Here is a 21,503-nt window from a genome sequence, read left to right on the forward strand (position 1 = left end):
CGTTTTCCATAATCATTATTATACCATAAGAATGGTGGGGTCGTCGCTTTTCTTATTCCCGATAAATTTACGCACACCCTTACTAGGTATCAATATATTTCAGTCACATTTTATTGCATTTTATAATAAAGATCTATATAATAGAAAAAATATCTAAAAATCGTGACAGTTAATTTTACAAGGAGGTATGAATTATGCGAAACGTCACTCTCACAAGGCTTTATGAGCATCCCATCACGAAAAAATACTTGAGTCGGTCTGGTCTTGCACATGCGATTGCAACAGCTTATCATGCCTTACGATTATCAAAAAAATATAATGTAAATCCTGATTTAGCCACTAAAGCCGCTTTTCTTCATGATATCGGCCACTACACTTGGTATAACGGTGAAGGCAAGTGGGACTTTGACCTTTATAAAGAAAATGATATTCACGCTATTAAGGGAGCAGAAAGAGCACATAAGTTACTCATTCGCCTTGGCGAGCACCCCTCTGATGCGAAACAAATTGCACTAGCTATCCTGCTTCATACCGATTCCTATCTACCCGATGGCCACCTCCATTTAACGCCTTTACAACAAGTTGTTGCACTGGCTGATGAAGCAGATGAAGAACCAAATGGTAATCATCATTACCGCGAGGTCTCTATTGAATTTGCCCAAAAAAAGCTAGCTCAATTAGATGATTTAGTTGAAAAAGAGATGAAGTCTCAACAATTAAAGCGCACTGTTTAAAATGAACGGCGGGTGACCGGGACAAAAGGAAAAAAACTTATGTCCCGGCCTCTTTATTGTTTGTGAAACCCTTGAAACTAAGGTACTATTTTAAAATAGTATTGACCCGTTTTTTTATCCATGCTACTCTTATAAAAACGAATAGCCCAAAAAGGGGAGTAGCGACCTATACGGTTAATGAGTCGTCATTACGGTGGTATATCCACTCGGTTCATTGAGCTTTTATCTTATGTTGGAAAACATTAACGGTAAAAGTACGCAAGACCTTTTTATGAGAGTTTAATTTCTGGGTAAACTCTCATAAAAGGGTCTTTTTCGTGTTTAGGAGGAGAGGAATTTTATGGATTATTTGGTGTTTTTACTTTTTTTTCTTGCAGCTGTCGTAACAGTGATTACAGCTATAAAACTGTCAACATACGCAGATGCACTGAGTGAAAAAACAAAACTTGGAGGCATGCTAGTTGGAACAATCTTACTTGCTGGAGCGACTTCATTACCAGAGGTCACTACAAGTGTTTCTGCCGTCATTTTAGATACTCCTGATATTGCTATTGGGAATGTACTCGGTAGTAATATGTTTAATTTACTTATTTTAGCTAGCTTTGATTTATATTATCGAAAACGACAAATTTTAAAAGACGCTGCTAAAGAACATTTTTACACGGCAAGCTTAGGACTTCTGCTTGCGGCTACAGCTCTTCTTGCCCTCACAGTAAAGATTGATATTGAAATTTTGAACATTGGTCTAGATACGTTTAGTATCCTGCTTATTTACATCATTGGAATGTATACAATTACAAGGATATCTAAAAATGAACCAAGAGTTATACCTGTCCCTGAAGTAGAAGATAATACGAAATTGAACACGTCAGCCATCACGTTACGTAGAGCCATTGTAGGATTCGCCGTTTCAGCTGTTGTTATTATGATAGTTGGTACAGTACTGACCTTTACAGGTGACCGCATTGCAGTTATTACAGGGTTAGGGGCTAGCTTTGTTGGAAGCTTTCTGATTGCAGCAACTACATCTTTGCCAGAAGCAGTTTCTGTGCTGATTGCGATACAGCTTAGGAATTATAATTTAGCGATAGGTTCTCTATTAGGTAGTAATTTATTTAATATGATTATACTAGCTGGAACCGATGTGATTTATCGACAAGGGCCGATCCTATCGTTCGTTTCACCTGCTCATCAAATTACAGCTGGAGCCGTTTCTATATTATCTGTTATTGTTCTTTTCTCGTTAATTAGAAAAAGATATGGTTCACCATTCACATATGCAATACCATCTATCTTGCTCATACTGGTCTACTTCATATCATCTTATTTAATCTTCGTAAATTAACATACGGCAGAACCGTATGTTAATTATTTCGATGAGCGAAGCCACTGCCTCATTTAATAAGTGCACGGTGTACAAAAGGTTTATTATCCGCATCGGCTACACTCGCCACAAAGCCAGTTGTGAGAAAGACACTCACAACTGGCTTTAAAGGATAGTGGCGGTTTCGCTCATTGCTTAGAGGTTTTGACAAAAGGTTAAAAAGCACCCTTTTGTCAAAACCTCTCTTATTCATTATAGTTCAGTAAATTCACGATTTCAGGAAGCATCTCTTCTGTAATGACACCGTTGATTCTTTTTATTATTATTCCGTCCTTGTTGATAATAAATGTAGTTGGAATTCCGATGAGACTGTATTTCTTCAATACGTCACCTTCTGTGTCAAATAATACTTTGTATTTTGCATTAAAGTACTCTAGAAACGGTTGGACGTCCTGTTGACTTTTCTCCTGACTCGTCATATTCACTCCAAGAACAACACTATTCTCACCTAGTTGTTCGTCTAACTTGACTAACACTGGCATCTCTTCTTGACACGGGGAACACCATGTTGCAAAAAAGTTAAGGACTACGTTTTTCCCCTTATATGAATGAAGTGACACTTCAGCTCCATTTCTGTCCTGCAATGTAAAATCAATGGCTTGCTTTCCTTCAAATGAACCAATTGCAGTTGTTTGAGCAACCGCTGTTGCTACTTGTGTTTGAACGGGAACGGAATTTTCATATAAAAAACCTATCGTAAACATCAGAAAAAATAACAAACTAAATAAAAATGTAACCTTTATATTTTTATTCAAGTACCTTTCACCTCTTTCCGCTTCTTTTACCTGTTGTTATAATGATATGAGAGCAAGACAAGTTTCATGAAACGAGGTTTCAAATCCATGCAGCAAATACGGACTTATATGTTTATGTTTGTTATCGCTTTAAGTTTGTACATTATTTTTTCATATATGTATGACTATCGAAATCATGTTGTTTTTTTTCTATTCCTCCTTCCAGCAATGGGATTATTCGCTACTTATCACATTCGAAAGAAACTGAACAAGTCATAGGATCAAAACAAGAGGCTTCTATCGAATAGCCTCTTGTTTTTGTTCCATATTACTGATGATGTTTTCAATAATTTGAATCGCTGCCCCTGGTTTTTTTAGTTTTTTGGCAGACTTTTTCATGGTATCGTGCGTTCTTCTTTTAAAAACACGATTGACGAGCAATGGAATGTCATCCTCTTCTTCTGCTCGAACAGCAACTCCATTTTCCATTAAGAATTTTGCATTATGCTCTTCATGTCCAGGTACTGGTTGGTAGATGATGATTGGTGTTTCACAAATAAGTGCTTCAGCCATGGTTAAGCCGCCAGATTTAGAAATAATAGCATCACTTGCACGGAGATAATCAAGAAATTTTTCTGTAAAAGGAATGACTTGCACTTCATGTTTTGTGCGAATCCCCTTTACTTTCTTTTCCACTTTCTTATTATGGCCCGTCATACATAAAATCAATAAGTCACGATGACACTTTTCCAAGGAATGAACGACTCTCTCATAGTTGGTTAAACCAATTCCTCCGCCAGCAATAAGTACGACTTTTTTATCATGATCTATCCCAAGTTCATAGCGACTTCTCCACTTTGATCGCGTAAATGCCGGATTCTTCGGTACAGGAATTCCTGTAGTCATAAATCGGTCTTGTGGTAAATTATACGTAGCAGCAAACTGTCGACAACGTGGGTCTGCTGTAAAATAGCCATCTATTTCTTCTCGTAAGTAGGCCCGATGCATTACAAAATCAGTAATCACTGTATACAAAGGGATATCCATTTTCTTTTTTCGTTTTAATGTAGTTAAAAAAGCCGTCACAAATGGATGCGTCGAAATAATAAATGGCGTATTCCTTTTTTCAATTAACTTCGTTAGCTTCTCAACAAACAATATTCCAAACTTATCTAAATAAAGAAAATCTAACCGTTTTTCTGAACCAAAGTAAATCTTTCTCCATAGATTCGGACTATGTTTAAGCAACTTTAAATACGCATGTAATACACAATTATGAAGGAGTGGACTAATCGATTGAAAGGTATCAATAATTTCGGGTTCATAACCCCTTGTTTCGAGTTCATCATGCAAGGCCTTAGCTGCCTGTTGGTGTCCATGGCCGATTGAAGCTGAAAAGATAAGGGGACGATTCATCATTTTCTCCTCTCTTTCATCGAATCTCGTTTCCTCCTAGTATTTGTCGGGTTGTAGGAAAGAATTCACAAGAACTGAGGTTGGATAAATTTAGATTTACTGCCTAAATTGGTTTACTCTGATGTAAGATTTCGATAAGATGTATAGTACAAGTATTTAATGAAAGGACGAAAATAATGAAAACAGTATTTTCAGGTATTCAACCAAGTGGAACCCTTACACTTGGAAATTATTTAGGCGCTATGCAGCACTTTGTGAACCTTCAACATGACCATAATTGTTATTTTTGTATTGTTGACCAACATGCGATAACCGTTCCGCAAGATAGACTAAAGCTTCGTGAAAACATTAGAAGCCTCGCTGCCCTTTATATAGCAGCTGGCATCGACCCTTCAAAATCAACGTTATTCATTCAATCTGAAGTACCTGCACATGCCCAATTAGCTTGGATCATGCAGTGTATCTCATACATTGGTGAACTTGAGAGAATGACACAATTTAAAGATAAATCAGATGGGAAAGAAGCTGTATCTGCTTCATTGCTTACCTATCCTCCTTTAATGGCTGCAGACATTCTCTTATATAAAACTGATATCGTTCCAGTAGGCGAGGACCAAAAGCAGCATTTAGAATTGACTCGAAATTTAGCTGAGCGTTTCAACAAAAAATATAATGACATCTTCACGATTCCAGAAGTAAAAATCCCTAAAGTTGGGGCAAGAATTATGTCATTAAATGACCCATCGAAAAAAATGAGTAAGTCTAACCCGAATGAAAAAAGTTATATTTCTATGCTTGATGATGAAAAAACAATCATCAAAAAAATCAAAAGTGCTGTTACGGATTCAGATGGTTCTGTTCATTACGATAAAGAAGCAAAACCAGCCATTGCCAACTTGCTTTCGATATATTCATTATGCTCAGGAAAGTCAATTGATGACATTGTTGAGGAGTATAAAGATAAAGGCTATGGTGATTTCAAAAACGATTTAGCCCACGTTGTTGTAGATACTTTAAAACCGATTCAAGAAAAATACTACCAGTTAATTCATTCCGAAGAATTAGATAGCATTCTTGACCAAGGTAGAGACAAAGCAAACCAAGTAGCTTCAAAAATGGTTGAAAAAGCCGAGAGAGCTATGGGCTTAGGAAGAAAACGAAGATGATAAAAGGGTGAGTGCGTCAAGCCCAACAAAAAAGGTTGCCTCTATTATGAAGGGCAACCTTGTTTCATTTATTTTAGTATCCTTTTTGCTTTCTCCAAATTGCACCTACTAGCAGTGAAATTCCAATCGTTCCAACAACAGATACAATCGTTAATACTTGCATTGATCCATGTACAAAATTATCCACTACAATCCCTCCTAATCTTCAACGGTTGCTCAAAGCATCTGTTTTTTATTATAGAGAAATTTTCTTTTTATGTAAACAACCAAGAATGAACGTTTGCAAGTTCATCACATTTATTTGACACTTTCGCCATGCTCAAGTTCCCAAAGTTTTTCAAAAAATGGCTGCCCTTTTATCATCTTTTCACAAAGGTGGTAATGACGGCTTGTCCATCCTATTTTTACTTCTTCAAATAATGAATCTTTGGCTTCTTCCATTGTCATTTCTTGAATTGGCATATACATCGTAGGGTCCCACTCCGTATACCAATACCTAACCTCAGCTTCATTTCCAGAAGTAAAGAGTTGATCTAATGCCATAAAAAGAAGTTGTTTTAGCTGTCGTTCCTTACGAGTAAGACCTTTCATTTCCTCAGGACTAGGAGATAAAATATGATACTCCTTCGCAAACAAAATGTTATCTAATTTAAACTCTTGTATTTTTTCATTTTGCAATAATTCAAATACAATTTGTTCCTGCCTTGGAGTTAGTCGACTTTTCCTTATAGGCGTTCGGTAACCAATCGTATCTACAGCAATAATCCTTTTTCCATCCGTAGCAATAAAACAATAGTCAAGTTGGATTCGAGACATGTTCTTACGTAAGTAGCTTTTTTGATATACTGCATCCAATAAAGAATCTGGTAACTCACAGATGTTGTTTTCGATATAGTCAAATAATTCTTCGTTGACTTTGACAACAAAGGCCTGGTCCAACACCTCAATGCGGTCATCACTTCTCCACTCAAAAAAGTCACACACATTGTAGCCGTTTTCCTCACCTTCAAACCAATTCACCCAGACATCACGAATATGGACCATGATATGCCTCCTCTGCTATTAATGTTTGTACCAACAGTATAGTCAGAGCGTAGGCAATTTATTCCACAGTTACTATATTCATGTCAATTTGATATTATTCCTTTTTCTTCCGAGAAGGGAAATATAAACTACACGTAATAAGTAGCCCCCCAAAGAGGAGTATATAAAATTCTATTCGATATATAATGAAGTTTGCAAATTGTTCAATAGTATAGCCTGTAGCAAGTAAGTTTAAATAAGCTAACAAACTAACTCCTCCGGATACAGCAAAACCAAAGCCGATAAGTAGAATAACAAAACGAAAGATCAAAAAAACATCCCCTATTCATTTGAGGGCACTGAAAAAATTCGGTTTTACGAGGGCACCGAAAAAGTTCGGTTTATAACTTTTACAGTGCCCTCGATGCAATGTGCGTAACCGTTACTTTTTTTATCTGCCTGCTACGAGTAGATCCATTGCAACCATAATCAAAGGCTTTGAAAAATTGTTTGTACTTTTTCAGTGGCTTCATTCATTTGTTCTCTACTTTATTATTCGCTTTCTTATAGTATATTCCTTTGATTAATTTAACTCGAAGCCATATGGGGTTTGTGTGAGAATATCTATTGAAGCAAGCTTTACCATCTCTGCAGTAGGCATTTGTGTTTTGGTTTGAAACTTTTTGGCGATATCATAGCCGACTGAGTAGCCTGCCCATTCCGGAATACGGTACCGAAAATCACCGAATAAATAAGGATTGTGTCTTTTCTTTCCTTTTAATGATAATGCTCGAATAAAACTGCTTTGCCACAACTGTTTTAGTTCATCCTCGGTATATAATTCACTCCATTTACCGAGATACTGACTCCCTACCTCTTCTTCTACTGCCCTTTCCGCCAAGCCTTCAATTAATATAGAATCAAGAAGACTTAATTCCTCTTCATTTTTATTCAATTCATTTAATCTGCAGACATGGTGATATTCATGAGTAAGTAATGCTTTTATTTCTTTCTCATTAGCTTGTGGCGAAAGAAATAAAACAACTTTATCCCTGAAACCTAAACCCATTTTCCCACCGAGTTGCTTCATCATTAGTTCGTTTCTTTCTTCCAACGGAAAAATAAACACCTTTGTATCAGGACCAGACCATTTTTCTTTCAAATAAGTATAATGAGCTCTTACAACATGCCATACCTTTTTATCCTCTAACTCTATGAGCAAGGGTGAAATATCAACATCTGGATGAACTAACCCTTGTTCTAAAAGATAGCGATGAAGTTCCGGTAAATTGGCTCCATCAAATACTGCTGACAATGGTTTAATCAATGTATCCTGCTGAATAAGTTGTCTTTCATAAATTGAAGAAACGTTTGAAGTTTTTTCACTATACTTTTGTAACCACCGAAATGTAGCAATAACTCCCATTCTATCTTCTCTCCCTTAAAACAATATGTCATAGTATATGCATACGAGTTATCAATGTTTTCTTCTAATACAAAGTAATCATTATAAAAAAAAAGAGTGTGGGACAAAAGGTTAAACAACCTTTTGTCCCACACTCCTTATCATTGTTATTCTTCTATTTCTGTTGTAGATTGACGTATGACCAGGTCAGGCTCATATTCGATTGATTCATATGATGTTACTTCTTTAAGCGACGTTTGTTTTTTATTTTCAATTAAGTCTACGATTAACTTGGCGGCTTCTTCACCCATTTTATTTTTGGGATGCTTGATGGATGTTAATTTCACCTCTGAAGCCTCTGCTAAAAATGAATCATCGTACCCTACAATAGATACTTCTTGCGGAACGCTTAACTTTTTCTTACGTAATACATCAAGTAGAAAGAGCGCTAGTTCATCATTATAGCAAACCAAAGCCGTTGGAATGTCTGTGTTGGAAACTAGTAACGTTTCTAATTCATGGGCTGGCTTCGTTCGTTTTTCTTCCGTACTATAGCTAACAATAAAATTGGGATTTATCGGGATTTGGTATGTTCGATGAGCCTTGATATATCCCTTCATCCGTTTAACCCCTTGAATATCATCCGTTTTAAAGAAACCGACTATGTTTTTATGCCCTTGTTTAATTAAGTATTCAGTTTGAATAAATCCACCTTTTTCATCATTCATCACTAAACATAACGGCTCTAATTCATCATAGAAAGCATTTATCATGATATACGGAATCTGGAGCCGCTCTAAATTGAAATAATAATTAATATTCGGATTTGAAATTGCACTTTTGGTTGGTTCAATAATGACCCCATCCACCTGTTGAGAAATTAAATTTTCCAAAATACGCTTTTCCGTTGCTAGGTCATTGTTTGTGCTATATAGACTAATTTGATAACCTTTTTCACTTAAATAAGATTCTGCTCCCCTTATAATCGATGGAAAGATATAATCAGAAATGTAAGTAGTTATGATTGCAATGGTTTTTGGAGCTTGTTGGCTTTTCTTTTCAGTTCGTGTTCGGTCCGCACAAAAAGTGCCAGCTCCTTGTTCGCGAAACAACCACCCTTCATTGACTAAATCCCCAATCGCAATTCGAACGGTATGCCTACTTACCTCAAATTCCTTGACAAGTTCATGTTCAGAACTTATTTTTTGATTTGGAACGTATGTACCATCTAGGATTCTTGATTTAATTGCTTGCTTAACTTTATTATATTTTGTTTCCATAATAACGACCTCAATCCATTAATAAATGCATCTAATGATATAACGATTAACTTATAGCGTATCATAAAGTAAGAAGATAAAGTTACGCTTAAAAAAATATACCGGTTTCAATCTCCTCTACTAGTACATCCTGATACTTATTAATCATTTTAAACGGTTTATGTTTTGTTAAAGACCTTCTATTTCTATCGTTAAACCAGATGCTATTCCATCCCGCTTCTGAAGAAGACACGATATCGTTTGTCCAAGAATTGCCTATATACACACAACGTTTTGGTGAGATTCCTATCGTTTCATTAACAATTTCAAAAATTTCTTTCCCCGGTTTTGCAACACCCACTCCATCAGAAATAAAAATTACGTCATTTTTAATAAAACGGTCTAACTGAAGGGAGCTGATTTTTTTCTTTTGATGGTTAACTGGTCCGTTTGTAATAATCCCCACTAGAAATTCTTTTCTTTGCAATTCCTCAATAAATGATAGCACTCCTGAGTGGAGCTGAATTTTACGTTGTTCTTCCTCATAAGTTTTTTGAATTTGTAGGGCCAGCTCTTCCGTAACTTTTTGACCAATGTCTGAAAACGCACGGACCACTCTTTCGATTCTTAGTTGTTCTAATGAGATACGGTTATTTTTATAATCGGACCATAAACGGTCACTGTACTCTCTAACATTCATAAAGGTTGTTTCGAATGGAAAATGTTCACTTATATCCAGATGAACATTAATCGCCTTTTGAAAAGGACTTAATTGGTCATATAACGTATCATCTAAATCAAAAAAAACAGCTTTATTAATTTGAATCATCTATATTCCTTTCCAAATCTATGGTCTAGATTTGCTCCTCTTTTTTACCTTCACACTTTTTTAAGATGTTCGTACAAGTTTACATTTATTATATGTTTCATTTTCTTGATTTTACAAGTACTTATAGTAGCTATAGACTCTATTTCTATACATTTCGTAATTATACATACATTTTTTATTTATTTTCAGGATAGATTGTTCTTTTATGGAAAAAATGTTGAGGTACATAAGAAGGAGGTTAAATTTACCATGGCAGATGAGAAAAAACAACATACAAATGGTGATGATACGCTTACGAATAGACAAGGTCATCCAATCACAGATAACCAAAATGTGAGAACGGTTGGAAATCGTGGTCCTACTACCCTTGAAAATTACGACTTCCTCGAAAAAGTAACTCACTTTGACCGAGAACGTGTTCCTGAGCGTGTCGTTCATGCCCGTGGTGCCGGTGCACATGGATATTTTGAAGCGTATGGAACAGTTGGTGATGAACCGATCTCAAAATATACTCGAGCAAAATTATTCCAAGAAAAAGGCAAACAAACTCCTGTATTCGTCCGTTTTTCAACTGTTGTTCACGGTGGACATTCTCCGGAAACATTACGCGACCCACGTGGTTTTGCTGTTAAATTTTATACTGAAGATGGCAACTGGGATTTAGTCGGCAATAACTTGAAAATTTTCTTTATCCGTGATCCTCTTAAATTCCCAGATATGGTTCACTCCTTTAAACCGGATCCTGTTACAAATGTCCAAGACCCTGAAAGAATGTTTGACTTTCTATGTCAAACACCTGAGTCTATGCATATGATTACTTTCTTATTTTCGCCATGGGGTATTCCAGCCAATTACCGTGAAATGCAAGGCTCTGGGGTGCATGCTTATAAATGGGTGAATGAAGAAGGCAAAGGAGTACTCGTAAAGTACCACTGGGAGCCAAAACAAGGCATTAAAAATCTTGCACAAAAAGACGCCGATGAGATTCAAGGAAAGAATTTTAACCATGCTACCCAAGATCTTTATGAAGCCATTGAAAAAGGTGAGTATCCTGAATGGGAGCTTTATGTACAAATCATGGAAGATGGAGAGCATCCAGAACTTGATTTTGATCCTCTTGATCCCACTAAGCTATGGTACAAAGAAGATTACCCATGGCTACCTGTTGGAAAAATGGTCTTAAACAAAAACCCTGAAAACTACTTTACCGAAGTAGAACAAGTCGCTTTTGGTACAGGCGTATTAGTGGATGGATTAGACTTTTCTGATGATAAATTATTACAAGGACGAACGTTCTCTTACTCAGATACACAACGTTACCGTGTAGGCTCAAATTATTTACAATTGCCAATCAACAAAGCGAAAAAGCATGTGGCGACAAACCAAGAAGGCGGACAAATGGATTTCCGAACAGACTTCGGAAAGCATCAAAATCCACATGTAAATTATGAGCCTTCTCTCATTGGCGGTTTAAAAGAAGCAAAAAATCCTGGCAAAGAGCATGAGCCATTTGTTGAAGGAAAGCTAACACGCGAAAAAATCTCTCGTGAAAACAACTTTGGACAAGCGGGAGAAACGTATAGAAGATTTAATGAGTGGGAGCGTAATGAGTTAATTCATAATTTAGTTGGAGCTCTTTCTGGCTGTCGACCTGAAATTCAAACTCGCATGATTGAGAATTTCAAACAATGTGATGCTGATTATGGTCGAAGAGTTGAAGAAGGCCTTAAAAACGCAGCTAGCGGTTCTAAAATGGATGAGGCTGTTCATCAAGCAGAAGAAATGGGACATGCATCAGATCCTTATTAATTACTCAAAGACCGCTAGCGGTCTTTGAGTAATTGCGATGCGCGAAGCCACTGCCCTCTTTTGAAAAAGTGCTTTAATAAATGTACTTCTTATTAAAGTACGCGCAGTGAGTGAAGCCATCGCCCTTCCTGAACTCACTTCCAAGACATCTATGAGCGACAAAGTCACAGGGTACATTAGAGTTATTAACTTTGATGTGCCTCTAAGCAATGTCCGGGACCGTTGCATTTTTTAAATTGCTATGAGTAGGTTTCACTTATCTGGCAAGCAACGAATGAGCGTATAGAGTTTAGACTTCCTTTTTCGGACGCGGCTAACGCTTTTTCTGCTTGCTCTGTCCGTTTTGATTCCCTTTTCGGACTCCACCAACGCTCTTTCTTCTTGCTCTGCCCGTATTGCTCCCCTTTTCGGACTCCGCCAACTCTTTTTCTGCTTGCTCTGTCCATATTGCTCCCCTTTTCGGACTCCGCCAACGCTCTTTCTTCTTGCTCTGTCCGTATTGCTCCCCTTTTCGGACTCGGCCAACGCTCTTTCTTTTTACTCTGTCCGTATTGCTTCCCTTTTCGGACTCGGCTAACGCTCTTTCTTCTTGCTCTGTCCGTTTCCATCCACTATGGACCATCTCATCGTAAGCAATTGTAAAAAGACCGCTTTAATAGCTATTAATTGTGATGTTTGAAGCGTTTCACTAGATAACTAATAGCCTTATTGCTAGTTTCCTTGCTCATATTGTTTATATTTAACCATGGATACAATCCCAAGAATAGGACCTATCGCTAGTAAGGAGAAGACCCATTCCCATCCAATCAATTGTTGGAAATAGGGAATTAGATTAATTGAAAGAATAGTAATCAGAAAGCCGATGCACATTTGAAATGTAAGCGCAGTGCCTACATACTCGACTTCTGCAAATTCTGAAACAGCCGCAGAAAACTGTGCAGAATCAGCAATAACAGACACCCCCCATAGTAAAGAAACAAAAAGTGTAATCCAAATGTATTGCCCAAACGTAAATCCTATTACGATTGCACAAAGACCACTAACTGCCATCGAAGCTGTGGTTAGGTAGGCTCTTCCCATCTTGTCTGAGATAAAACCTCCTAGTACACACCCGATTCCCCCAGCGACTCCTATTGAAAGAAAGGCAGAAAAAGAGATGAACGCAAAAGAAACATCAGGATTATTCATCGTAAAACTAGTTACTAAAAAAAGTGGTAGCCACGTCCACATCGCATATAACTCCCACATATGTCCAAAATAACCGACATTCGCAAGCATCACTGGTTTATTTCTAACCACCTTATGTAGTAGCTTGAATGAAAAAGGCGTTTTCTTCGAAGTGTCTGGCGCATCTTTTAGTAGCCAGTTCACAATGATAGCTGCAAGAAGTGCCAATAAAGAACTTATCATAATAATTACTTGCCAATGGAACGAATGAAAGAAAGCTAATATGATATGTGGGAAAGCTGACCCTACTGTTAAAGCTGCGATTAAAATACCAATCGCAAGTCCGCGTTTTTTCGGAAACCAATGCGATAAAAGCTGAACCGCTGTTGGATAAACCCCAGCTAACGTAATCCCTGTTAAAATACGCAATCCGATTCCAACGACAGCAAGATTAGTAACTATTAATAATAAATTAAAAACTGCACCAAACACCGCACAAACTGCAAAAACTTTACGTGGATTTAAGCGGTCTGCTATCCCAAACAGTGAGCTGACGAATGCACCGAGGACAAATCCAAGCGGTACCGCGGCTGATAACCAACCTTCTGTACTCGTGCTTAGGTTCCATAATTCTCGTAAATCCGAAGCAATAACAGATGCACTAAACCACAAACTTAATGAAAATAAAACAGAAAAACTTATGATTATTAAAGCTTTCCACGACCCTTGCACCATACGAATCACCTATGCTCAAATGAATTATTAATTGTTTGCTATTTTCTCTAGTTTGTTTCGTCTAATATATATATAGAAAATTCAGGGGAGGCATCCAATGATAAGGACACAGATAGAATATATTTGCAATACATACTATGACGATGTTCATAACTTCTTAATTTATTATACAGGAACAACCGAAGTGGAGGATATTGTACAAGAGGTATTCTTAAAGATCATAAAAAATATCGACCAATTTGAGGCACGTTCAAATCCGAAAACTTGGATAATTTCGATTGCTAGACATACTGCCATTGACCACTTAAGGAAAAACAAACGTAACAATCTACCAGAGACTTTATTAGCATTTATAATATCAAAGGAAAAAACACCCGAACAACGGTTTATTGATGATGAAAGATTGTTCGAACTTTATCAATATACAAATCTATTAAAGCAAAGTTACCGTGATGTTCTCATTCTTAGAGGAATTAGAGAACTTTCTGTCCAAGAAACAGCTGAAGTGTTAGGTTGGTCAGAAACTAAAGTGAAATACACTTTACACCGAGCGGTTTCAAAAATAAAAAGAATATATCAAATGAAAGAAAATAAAGGAGGGTTAGATTTTGAAAAAGAATATAAATAAAAAAGAATTGTTAAACCAATATAGAGAAATGCCAACATTTTCAGGAGATGTTAACCACAAACAAATACTCATTAAAACATTAGAAAATTACGGTAATTCAATGATTACACATAATAAAGTGAAGAAAAAACTTAGATTTTTATTAAATAGCGCATTATTAGCAATTGTCCTTATCGTATTATCAATTTCAATCATCTACAATGACCCTAATCTTGATACAAACTCCGCTAATCTCCCAAATGATATATATGATGGCAAACAGGAGTTTTCTATTTTAGACATTACAATGAGTGATGATGAAACAATTATCGACTGTATATTGAAAGGGATTCCTCACCAGTGGGTGGGTTTTCAAATGATGACTGAAAAAGGGATGCTCGTTGATTCGATAGGATGGAGTAGCGATGGATTGAACCGACAAGAATTTGAATACTCAGCCATTTTTAGTACTGTTCCAGACGATGGATCATCCTATCTTTCCATAATTCCATATTACGAAGAAAACATTTTAATTAGTGAGTACTTTTTCGATAGTAAAGTAGTTGACGATAACTTTCCAATTGTATTAAATCAAGGAAATGTAGGAAGTGTGATTGTCCATAATATCACTTTTGATGAAGAGAAAACTAATCTATATTATGAAGTAACTGGGAAAGACCCACAAAAACAATCCACCGCCCTTTGGTTAATTCCGGATGATGGTGGGGAACTAAAAGCAACACCTAAACAGTTAGTCGATATCAATAGAATAGATACGTATAACTATATTATGGAATACCCCCCACTTGATAAAGATAAGGGTTATCTTGTCGGTACCATCGCTCTTCCAGATTTGTATTTACTGGAAAATTTAGAACAAAGAATTCATTTAAAGAAAGATTAAATAGATATTATGAAAGAGACCAATCACTTAAATTTGGTCTCTTTCACTACACTGTTTTCTCTGGTTACCGCATATTAAAAATCAATTATTAGTTTTTTTGTTCATCCACTCCGAGCTTTGGATCACTCTCTGTCAAAGACAATAAATACTGGATGAGCGCATCTTGCTCTTCTTTTGTGAATCCACTATCCTCATCTACCCAAAATTCATGTCCACTTCCTTCAACATGAGCATCACGTAAATCTTTAGATGAGCGATTGGCTTCGACGACTTTTCTCCTTAACTCTTTATCAACTAATGCACGTAAGCTTTGATAAGGGTCTGGCTTTATATTTTTCCCAAGTGTTCCGGGTAGCCCTAGATTTTTTTTCGGGTCGAGACCCACAGCTACTCCTCCATCATGGAGGTACGGTGCCGTCCATGCTAATCCGATTAACCCTTTCACTTTATATCCGCCTTTCCCCTTTTCATCTTGTGCGAATATTAACTTCTTTTGTTCATCACTTAAGTGTTCAGTCGGTACTTCTATAATGGTAGCATCCTCTGGTATAGGAACTGGTGTGTCAGGTGTATACGAATAGGATTTACCCATTAGCTCTGTTACTTTTTCAAAGGATTGAGCTCTTGATGGTTCTGTTTTAATTCTTTCCTGTGGGATAACTTGGTGATTAGTAAAAGCTGCTCCTGCATGACAGGAGACGCAACCTGCTTGTTGAAAGACCTTTCTACCTCGATTTTTTCCTTCCTCTGTAATGCGTTCGGTATATTTTGGAGGGACTAATGTATTTTGATAAGCTGACATTGCATTGATTTGCTCTCCAACACGGTAACCAGGAGCACTCACCATGTTCCCACTTGGCGTAAAAATTGAAACATCGGGAAAGGTAGGAGCTTTAATCGTATCATTGACTCCAGGCACTTTAGGTACTTCTGAAATACTCGCTAAATACTCTGTAGGCAGCATACTGGAATTCGGGTCATAGCGATATTTTTCATGGGCTGCATTTTGCAAAATGGTACCGATATATATTTCTTTATCTAATCCAAATAAATCTTCACTTTGTTCTTGCTGAGCCAGAACATCCGTATTCTGGGCATGAACATTATTGTTAAATGTACTAAGACCATTAAATGGTCCGACAGATGCAAATCCGTTCCAGCCATATGGGTGGTCCCCTAACGTGAAGGAATCAGGAATTTGAGTTGGATTTAAAACCAAATCCATCGTAGTATCAAAATTTCCCTTTGGCCATTTCACAAGCATCTCATCTACAACTTCTTCTAAGCGCTTTGAGTCAGGTAAAGACACAAGTTTTTCCGCTACCTCTGGATGTGACTTAACGATGTACTTTTGTAATTGTTCGGTATCAACATCTGTCAACATAAAATAAGCACTTGAGTTTGTAGCTAATGCTAGCATGAGTCCGCCATTTAAGTTTTTATTCGGGGCTCCTTCAACCACTTTGCCTGTATTCATATCTACAGTCGCATGACAAGCCGCACAACTAACTCCCGCTCTTAGCCTCCCATCGGCATAGGATAACGGCATTCCGATTGGCGTAAGAGCCCCCTTTGCAACGTCTAGTCCTGTATCAATTTTTTCACCTTTTTTATACGTTTTGTCACCGATCGTGACATCGTATGCAAGCTCAACTTGAAGGTTGTCGGTATATCCCCCTTTTAACCCAATAATAGCCTTTCCGATATTCGCTATTGTAAGTGGACCATCGATTAAACCAAAGATATCTGTAAAAAAAACTTGATTGCCAAATGTCTCTTTGTAAAACAACTCTCTTCCAAGGTCTACAAATTCTTCCGTTACCTTAACTGCGCCACTTTTTGGAGAAAGGATTTCGGTGTCACCAAGTGGAACAAATGACCGATTTGCATCTTGAGCCGAAATCGTCACACCCCATAAGTCATAGCTTGTTCCTTGAAAATTCACTGATTCATTCAATACATTATCCACTAGAGGAATATAGGCATATTCAGGTTCAACGGCATTAACTATGACTATTCCAACGATAAAGATAACGATAATTCCGATTAGTAATAGATAACGAGTCTTCACGGTTTTCACTCCATTTGTTTTCGTTACTATTAGGGTTTCCTACCATAAAAAAAACATGACCGGATAAATTTCCCGTCATGTTTGTCCTTACACAATATCAAGTCCATCTTTTCTAATTGATACTTCAATTGGTGTTTCACCAATAATTTCGCCGTCCCCATGAATAACAATTGGGATATCTGAGGATACACTAACCGTTGACCCTTTCATAAGTGAAAACGCCGAATGCGTAATGTGATTTCCCTTAAAAACTTTTGGAAACACCTTTAATAATTGTAATTTTGTAACGTTATGAACGATACATACGTCTAATAATCCATCATCACTTTGGGCTTCAGGACAAATAAACATCCCGCCCCCATAATATGGATTATTCGCAACAGCAATTAGCCAAACACCATCAAATATGTGGCTAGTTCCGTCTATCGTTATCGTTACTTTCGTTGGTCGATATTGAAGCAATACCTTTAACACAATAAAAAAGTACGTGAATTTTCCTAATTTCAGCGCATTCAGCCATTTTTTTATAACAGAGCGATTCGCAACTTCTGCCACTTTTCCATCAAACCCGATACCAACTACGGTTGTACACCATTTCTCCCCAACGAACAATAAGTCCATTTTTTTCTTTTCCCCGGTTAAGATTCGTTCAAGCGCTAATAGATGGTCCTTTGGTACTTTCATGGCTCGCGCATAGTCGTTTCCAGATCCAGCAGGTATGATGCCGAATGGAATTTTAACCTGAGATAGTCCATTGACCACTTCATGAACCGTTCCATCTCCACCTATCGCTACAACCGCTTTAGTACGAAGTGGAGATAACGTTAAAACCGCTTCAGTACTATGTCCTGGATATTGTGTGAATATTACTTTATACGGATGATTACGTTCAATTAAAATAGGCTCAATCTGATTCCAGATAGCCGATGCTCTTCCATTACCTGAAATGGGGTTGACGATAAAAACATACATATCCAATCACGCTCCAACATTCGCTTTCTCCATTGTTTCCCTTGTATGCTTCCTTATACAAAATCGACAACAATCCATGAATTCTGCAATCGTTTACATCTATTTTACCTTTATGTGCCAAAAAAATGAAGTTATTTTTTGTAAATCCGATATTGACAGAAAATTGTCCTTTACCTATAATCAGTAGTAATAGTAACCGAAACATTTAGAAAAAACTTTATCATCCTTCTTCCTTGTAAGCATCTATTTCATGACAATCATGTTATAGGTGAATACGAGTGTAGGTTAGTTAAAGTGAGTATCAAAATGTCGGTATATTTCATCTGTTCGCAGGGATGAAGTATACTTTTTTTATGTAACATGAATGTGTGTTTTGGGGGTGTTCTTCATAGACCGGCAAAAAAAAGGAACGTTAGAAGCTGAAATAAGTAAAGCCTTAACTCAATGGGAAAAAGAGTATTTAGGGCGAGGCTCTGTGCAGGTCAAAACCGATATCCTCCGCAATATGGTTATCGTTAGTTTAAAAGGAATACTTACCCCGGCTGAACAAGCTTTAACACGAACAACGACAGGCATGCTTTCAATAAAGAAAACACGCTCTGATTTAATTGAAACAGGTAGTGACCATTTAAAAGATATCATCGCTACTTTAACAGGTGTGAGACCTATATGTTTTCACACTGACATAAGTACACGTAGTGGAGAGCGTATTATCATTTTTATGTTAGATACAAATTTAGAAAACCAATTAGAAGTTTAATAGATTGGGAGTTTTATTCAACAATGGAACCCATTGAGGAATGAGAAGACCAGCTTATAAGATGAGAAATCATCTTATTAAGCTGGTCTTTTTTTTGAAAAAAGGAGGAGAAATAGTCATGTTCGATATTGTCATTCAAAATTTATTATCACCCGTTGTTCTCTTTTTTGTGTTAGGTGTTTTTGCAGCTGTTGTAAAATCAGATTTGAAATTTCCGCCTGGTCTTGGGGAAACACTAAGTATTTATTTATTAATTGCTATCGGTTTAAAGGGCGGCTTAGAGCTGTCTAACTATACGTTGTCTGAAGTCGCTTTACCGATTTTAGGAACACTAATCTTAGGCTCTACTATCCCTGTCATTACCGTTTTCATTTTACGTCGCTGGGTTAAACTGGACCTTAAGAACTCAATTGGTCTTGCTGCTGCTTTCGGGTCAGTATCAATCGTAACGTATGGAGCAGGATTAGCCTTTTTAGAAACCGTAAATACAAGTTATGAAGCTTTCATGAGTGGAATGGTCGTCGTTATGGAGATTCCAGGGATCTTCGTCGCCCTGTTATTGCTTGGAATTCTTGAGAAAAATAAACGTGAAGATTTTGCGCAAATGAAACATGTTGGAATTGTGGCTTCTAATCCGTTATCAATGATTAGTCCAGAAATTTTAAGAGAAAGTTTCTTTGGAAAAAGTATATTATTATTAGTTGGAAGTCTTCTTGCCGGATTAATCGCTGGAAAAGAAGCATTACCTGTAATCAAGCCACTGTTTATTGACCTTTACCCTAGTATTCTCATTTTATTCTTATTAAACATGGGTATTGTAGCAGGGCAACGCTTAGCCGCTGTTCGAAGACATGGTTTAAAGCTTCTAGCCTTTGGAGTTCTAATGCCTCCTCTATATGGTTTTTTTGGGATTGTTGTAGGGTACAGTGTTGGATTATCACTTGGAGGCACCGTGTTAATGGGGATTTTAGCCGCGAGTGCGTCATACATCGCAGCCCCAGCAGCATTAAAAACATCTGTACCAGATGCAGACCCTTCAATATATCTAGGGTTATCACTCGGAGTCATCTTCCCATTTAACCTAGTAGTCGGTCTACCCCTGTTATACACAATCGCAAGTCTATTTTATTAAGAAACCGCTGGCGGTTTCTTAATTTAGAAACGGGAACAAAAGACAACCTTTTGTCCCCGTTTCTTTTCTTTTCTAAGCTCAATCTCTTCCTTTTTTTTGAAATACATTATATACTACTCATTATTTCAAGAAAGAAAGTTGGGGATAAGATGAAGGAAATCTTAATCGGAATTATTGCTTCCATGTTTTTTGCGGTTACCTTTATTTTAAATCGTTCGATGCAGTTATCTGGAGGAAGTTGGATATGGAGCTCTTCATTACGTTTTCTGTTTATGGTGCCGTTTTTAGTAGTTATTGTTCTATTCCGAAATAATATTAAGCAAGTGTTCCAAGAAATGAAACAAAACCCTGTGTCATGGATCCTGTGGAGTTTTGTTGGATTTGTTTTATTCTATGCTCCTATTACATATGCCGCAGCCTACGGCCCTGGTTGGTTAGTGGCTGGAACATGGCAAGTTACAATTGTTGCAGGAATTCTCTTAGTTCCTTTCTTTTTTGAAATCATTCATTCGAAAACCGGTTCAAAAAAAGTTCGTCAAAAAATCCCGATGAGAGCACTCTTGTTCTCTTCAGTCATTTTACTTGGAGTGGCTTTTATTCAATGGCAAAAAGCAGGTGACCTTACACTTGGAGCCATTCTAATTGGAGTCCTTCCTGTTGTTGTTGCAGCATTTGCTTATCCTCTTGGCAACCGTAAAATGATGGAGGTTTGTGGTGGCAGGTTAGATACGTTTCAGCGCGTCCTAGGAATGACATTAGCTAGCTTACCGTTTTGGATCGGATTGAGTATAGTTGGGATAGTTCAAGTCGGTCCACCTTCCTCTGATCAAGTACTTCAATCATTTATTGTAGCCGTTTGTTCAGGGATTATTGCCACAACTTTATTTTTCATAGCGACAGACCGTGTAAGAGGAAATCAAGGAAAGCTAGCTGCGGTAGAGGCAACCCAATCGACTCAAGTGCTTTTCGTCATGATTGGAGAAGTTGTCCTCCTATCAAGCCCTCTGCCAAATGGGTTAGCTCTATTTGGACTCGTAATTATAATGGGTGGCATGCTCCTTCATAGCATGTATTCCAAAAAAGGAACTACAAAAGGAATGAAGAAAGCTTCTTAAACGCTGTCGCTAAAATAACAATATAATCTTTGCAGTATTCGTCATACAATTAAAAAAACGCCTCTGTAGCTCTAGAAGGGAAGAGCGCCGGAAAACAATTGTAGCCACCGGGTCGCAAGGCAAAGGTTTCAGAAGCACCGAAAAGCAAATGAGCTGAGCCCGGTGAAATTCCGTAGGAAAGCGTGTTCTCCCTTAGCCTATGCTTACGAAAGGAGTGCGGGTTCGAATCCCGTCAGAGGCATCATAATCTCGATATCCATGAAGAAAAAATGAGTAATATA

20 protein-coding genes are annotated in these 21,503 nt (G+C 37.4%); 9 read left to right on the plus strand and 11 right to left on the minus strand.

Annotation, left to right across the window (positions count from 1 at the left end):
* Positions 1-194 precede the first annotated feature (194 nt).
* Both BK585_RS17285 and BK585_RS17290 read left to right on the plus strand, forming a co-directional pair.
* A complete protein-coding gene (locus BK585_RS17285) occupies positions 195-734 on the plus strand; it encodes an HD domain-containing protein (RefSeq protein ID WP_078555188.1) in 540 nt (179 codons plus the stop codon).
* 340 nt (positions 735-1,074) lie between these two features.
* Positions 1,075-2,079 (plus strand): sodium:calcium antiporter, encoded by a 1,005-nt coding sequence (locus BK585_RS17290; protein WP_342744309.1) that lies wholly within the window; start codon positions 1,075-1,077, stop codon positions 2,077-2,079.
* 224 nt (positions 2,080-2,303) lie between these two features.
* On the opposite strand, the gene BK585_RS17300 is transcribed toward BK585_RS17290, so the two are convergent.
* The gene (locus BK585_RS17300; RefSeq protein ID WP_078555190.1) at positions 2,304-2,873 is read right to left on the minus strand and encodes a TlpA family protein disulfide reductase; all 570 of its coding nucleotides are present in this window, start codon (positions 2,871-2,873) and stop codon (positions 2,304-2,306) included.
* A gap of 276 nt (positions 2,874-3,149) precedes the next feature.
* On the minus strand, positions 3,150-4,268 hold the full coding sequence (locus tag BK585_RS17305) for an MGDG synthase family glycosyltransferase (protein ID WP_170885631.1): 1,119 nt from the start codon (positions 4,266-4,268) through the stop codon (positions 3,150-3,152).
* 176 nt (positions 4,269-4,444) lie between these two features.
* On the opposite strand from BK585_RS17305, the gene trpS reads away from it, so the two are divergent.
* On the plus strand, positions 4,445-5,434 hold the full coding sequence (trpS, locus tag BK585_RS17310) for a tryptophan--tRNA ligase (protein WP_078555192.1): 990 nt from the start codon (positions 4,445-4,447) through the stop codon (positions 5,432-5,434).
* Positions 5,435-5,731: 297 nt separating this feature from the next.
* Here trpS and BK585_RS17315 read toward each other — a convergent pair whose 3' ends face one another.
* The 5 genes from BK585_RS17315 to BK585_RS17335 form a co-directional block, all read right to left on the minus strand.
* Positions 5,732-6,478 (minus strand): YjbA family protein, encoded by a 747-nt coding sequence (locus BK585_RS17315; protein WP_078555193.1) that lies wholly within the window; start codon positions 6,476-6,478, stop codon positions 5,732-5,734.
* 94 nt (positions 6,479-6,572) lie between these two features.
* A complete protein-coding gene (locus BK585_RS17320; RefSeq protein ID WP_078555194.1) occupies positions 6,573-6,788 on the minus strand; it encodes a YuzI family membrane protein in 216 nt (71 codons plus the stop codon).
* A gap of 252 nt (positions 6,789-7,040) precedes the next feature.
* Entirely contained in the window at positions 7,041-7,883 is an 843-nt protein-coding gene (locus BK585_RS17325) for a DUF2268 domain-containing putative Zn-dependent protease (protein ID WP_078555195.1), read from the minus strand.
* Positions 7,884-8,029: 146 nt separating this feature from the next.
* The gene (locus tag BK585_RS17330) at positions 8,030-9,142 is read right to left on the minus strand and encodes a GntR family transcriptional regulator (protein WP_078555196.1); all 1,113 of its coding nucleotides are present in this window, start codon (positions 9,140-9,142) and stop codon (positions 8,030-8,032) included.
* A gap of 88 nt (positions 9,143-9,230) precedes the next feature.
* Positions 9,231-9,950 (minus strand): HAD family hydrolase, encoded by a 720-nt coding sequence (locus BK585_RS17335; RefSeq protein WP_078555197.1) that lies wholly within the window; start codon positions 9,948-9,950, stop codon positions 9,231-9,233.
* 249 nt (positions 9,951-10,199) lie between these two features.
* On the opposite strand from BK585_RS17335, the gene BK585_RS17340 reads away from it, so the two are divergent.
* Positions 10,200-11,759, plus strand: a complete 1,560-nt coding sequence (locus tag BK585_RS17340) for a catalase (RefSeq protein ID WP_078555198.1) — start codon at positions 10,200-10,202, stop codon at positions 11,757-11,759.
* A gap of 239 nt (positions 11,760-11,998) precedes the next feature.
* Here BK585_RS17340 and BK585_RS17345 read toward each other — a convergent pair whose 3' ends face one another.
* Both BK585_RS17345 and BK585_RS17350 read right to left on the minus strand, forming a co-directional pair.
* Positions 11,999-12,367 carry a hypothetical protein gene (locus BK585_RS17345; RefSeq protein ID WP_078555199.1) on the minus strand — a complete coding sequence of 123 codons (369 nt, stop codon included), beginning with the start codon at positions 12,365-12,367 and terminating at the stop codon, positions 11,999-12,001.
* 103 nt (positions 12,368-12,470) lie between these two features.
* Positions 12,471-13,661: an MFS transporter gene (locus BK585_RS17350; RefSeq protein WP_078555200.1), complete on the minus strand. Its 1,191-nt coding sequence runs from the start codon at positions 13,659-13,661 to the stop codon at positions 12,471-12,473.
* Positions 13,662-13,758: 97 nt separating this feature from the next.
* On the opposite strand from BK585_RS17350, the gene BK585_RS17355 reads away from it, so the two are divergent.
* Both BK585_RS17355 and BK585_RS17360 read left to right on the plus strand, forming a co-directional pair.
* Positions 13,759-14,289 carry an RNA polymerase sigma factor gene (locus BK585_RS17355; protein WP_078555201.1) on the plus strand — a complete coding sequence of 177 codons (531 nt, stop codon included), beginning with the start codon at positions 13,759-13,761 and terminating at the stop codon, positions 14,287-14,289.
* Positions 14,270-15,172: a hypothetical protein gene (locus BK585_RS17360; RefSeq protein WP_078555202.1), complete on the plus strand. Its 903-nt coding sequence runs from the start codon at positions 14,270-14,272 to the stop codon at positions 15,170-15,172. The genes BK585_RS17355 and BK585_RS17360 overlap by 20 nt, the downstream gene beginning before the upstream one ends.
* An 88-nt stretch (positions 15,173-15,260) precedes the next feature.
* Here BK585_RS17360 and BK585_RS17365 read toward each other — a convergent pair whose 3' ends face one another.
* On the minus strand, positions 15,261-17,243 hold the full coding sequence (locus BK585_RS17365; protein WP_078555203.1) for an electron transport protein: 1,983 nt from the start codon (positions 17,241-17,243) through the stop codon (positions 15,261-15,263).
* A gap of 87 nt (positions 17,244-17,330) precedes the next feature.
* Positions 17,331-18,215 carry a diacylglycerol/lipid kinase family protein gene (locus BK585_RS17370; RefSeq protein WP_078555204.1) on the minus strand — a complete coding sequence of 295 codons (885 nt, stop codon included), beginning with the start codon at positions 18,213-18,215 and terminating at the stop codon, positions 17,331-17,333.
* A gap of 388 nt (positions 18,216-18,603) precedes the next feature.
* On the opposite strand from BK585_RS17370, the gene BK585_RS17375 reads away from it, so the two are divergent.
* The 3 genes from BK585_RS17375 to BK585_RS17385 all read left to right on the plus strand — a co-directional run bounded on the left by BK585_RS17375 (position 18,604) and on the right by BK585_RS17385 (position 21,222).
* Positions 18,604-18,975: a Na-translocating system protein MpsC family protein gene (locus BK585_RS17375; protein WP_170885706.1), complete on the plus strand. Its 372-nt coding sequence runs from the start codon at positions 18,604-18,606 to the stop codon at positions 18,973-18,975.
* A gap of 118 nt (positions 18,976-19,093) precedes the next feature.
* Positions 19,094-20,107 (plus strand): sodium-dependent bicarbonate transport family permease, encoded by a 1,014-nt coding sequence (locus BK585_RS17380; protein WP_078555206.1) that lies wholly within the window; start codon positions 19,094-19,096, stop codon positions 20,105-20,107.
* Positions 20,108-20,256: 149 nt separating this feature from the next.
* Positions 20,257-21,222 (plus strand): DMT family transporter, encoded by a 966-nt coding sequence (locus BK585_RS17385; RefSeq protein WP_078555207.1) that lies wholly within the window; start codon positions 20,257-20,259, stop codon positions 21,220-21,222.
* Positions 21,223-21,503: the final 281 nt, after the last annotated feature.

It is taken from the genome of Bacillus alkalicellulosilyticus, from assembly GCF_002019795.1.
Lineage (GTDB): Bacteria > Bacillota > Bacilli > Bacillales > Bacillaceae_F > Bacillus_AO > Bacillus_AO alkalicellulosilyticum.